The sequence below is a fragment of the Niallia sp. Sow4_A1 genome, assembly GCF_052116745.1.
In the GTDB taxonomy this organism is placed as follows: domain Bacteria; phylum Bacillota; class Bacilli; order Bacillales; family Cytobacillaceae; genus Niallia; species Niallia hominis.
This window is the reverse complement of the sequence record NZ_JBQKKM010000122.1, coordinates 1-1,086: the sequence shown is the minus strand read 5'-3', so window position 1 is coordinate 1,086 and position 1,086 is coordinate 1. Positions and strand designations below refer to the sequence as shown.

The 1,086-nt window shown below is 39.4% G+C and carries 1 protein-coding gene; it reads right to left on the bottom strand.

All coding sequences use genetic code 11. The features are described from left to right. Position 1 precedes the first annotated feature (1 nt). Positions 2–1,086 (bottom strand): IS4 family transposase (locus ACTQ5K_RS25420; RefSeq protein ID WP_441994449.1); only part of this gene is annotated, 1,085 nt, incomplete at its 5' end.

Here is a 1,086-nt window from a genome sequence, read left to right as displayed (position 1 = left end):
CTCAACTTTCGCAGAGTGATATCGGCAAATAAGCCTTGATATAATTAGGAAGGCCAGCGATCCACTGTTCAAGTTGACTTTGAATTATTTTTTTGATTTTCTTATTCGTTTGTTTAAGTGCATCTTGAAGAAGCTCGATCAATTGCTGTAATGCGACAGCCCAATCAAGTTCATTTACTTCATCGCATAATTCGTAAAACAGACCACCTATTGTGCGTTGATCGGTATTACAGCGATTCTGCCACGACAGAACGATAAAACGAGAAAACACAATCGTTGTATGGCAAATAAGCGCGTCATATGAACGGCTTTGGAATTCTTTTTCAAGTTTCAAAAGAGATTTGGCCGCCTTAAAGAATACCTCGATATCCCAGCGCATTCCATAGATTCGGACGATCTCCTGTTCTGAAAGAGTGCAGTCTGTGCTGAGGATGGCAAGCCAGTCGCTTTTCTTATTTCTGTTTTGAATGAATACCACTTTAATTGGTGTTCCATTAGCCATGATCGTATGGATGGAACGAAGAATTCCTTTCTTGGATTGAATGGGTCCAGCTAGGCGGTATAGTTGCTTTAAAGAAACCATCTCCCCGTTTACGTTATAACGTTGTTTTGTTTCTTTGACCATACCAATTACGTCTAATCCTTGATCCACAATAGACTTTACAAGTGGTGGCAATGTAAACCAAGAATCCATAAGGACATAACTTGCATCTATCCCATTGGCTAATGCACGTTTAATCATGTCAGGAACTTGTTCAGGCTCAGTTTGTAATGCATTTTCTCGACGCTTGTATCCACAAGTACGTTTATCAATTTTTTCAGAGATACCATTGATTTGAGACTTTTTTGAACTGACTAAAGAAAAGTCAATTGGCATAAATGTATAGCCATCTGACCAGCCCAAAGTGAGCATACGAAACCCCTTAAAGAAACGCATTTTCAGGGAAGCATGATCAAAACAACGAGCGAGAAGCTCTACCTTTTTACTACGATTTCGGTCATACGCAGAATCATCGATAATCAGTACTTTTGGACGCTCTTTATTCGTAAGGCGAGTCACCTTTTGAATAGTAAAAATGCTCAACA